Raw genomic sequence first — 404 nt, 5'->3', positions numbered from 1 at the left:
GAGTTAAGAACGATTGATATTTCAAAAGGAAATACACGTTTCTGTAATGTAGCTAGGATTGAAAAAGAAGCAAATAATCTATTTTCAATGTTAGAAAAAGATAAGTATTTAGTAGATCTACCATACGATGAATTTCTTATTAAATTAGCAGAGTATTATTGCGATATTAATGTCTTACACCCATTCCGTGAAGGAAATGGTCGTGCCCAACGTTTGTTGTTTGAGCATATTGCGATCAACTGTGGTTACAATATTAACTTTTCTGGTATTACGTCTGAGCAGTGGGTTGCCGCAAATATCCATGGTTATCATTGTAATTATGTACCAATGAAAGAGCTGTTTTCTGTTTGTGTAACTAAAGCTGAAAAGCGCAGTTAACAAATGCATCAACACGATTTGCTACA

The 404-nt window shown here is 33.9% G+C and carries 1 protein-coding gene; it reads left to right on the top strand.

The features are described from left to right. Window positions 1–378, top strand: a 378-nt coding sequence (locus PVK62_RS17545; protein ID WP_274449512.1) for a Fic/DOC family protein, incomplete at its 5' end; no start/stop codon positions are given. Between the last annotated feature and the right edge of the window lie 26 nt (window positions 379–404).

Origin of the sequence: Aliivibrio sp. S3MY1 (assembly GCF_028765575.1) — a bacterium.
Classification (GTDB): Bacteria; Pseudomonadota; Gammaproteobacteria; order Enterobacterales; family Vibrionaceae; genus Aliivibrio.
Note: the sequence above shows the minus strand (reverse complement) of the source record. Positions and strands in the feature narration are given on the sequence as shown.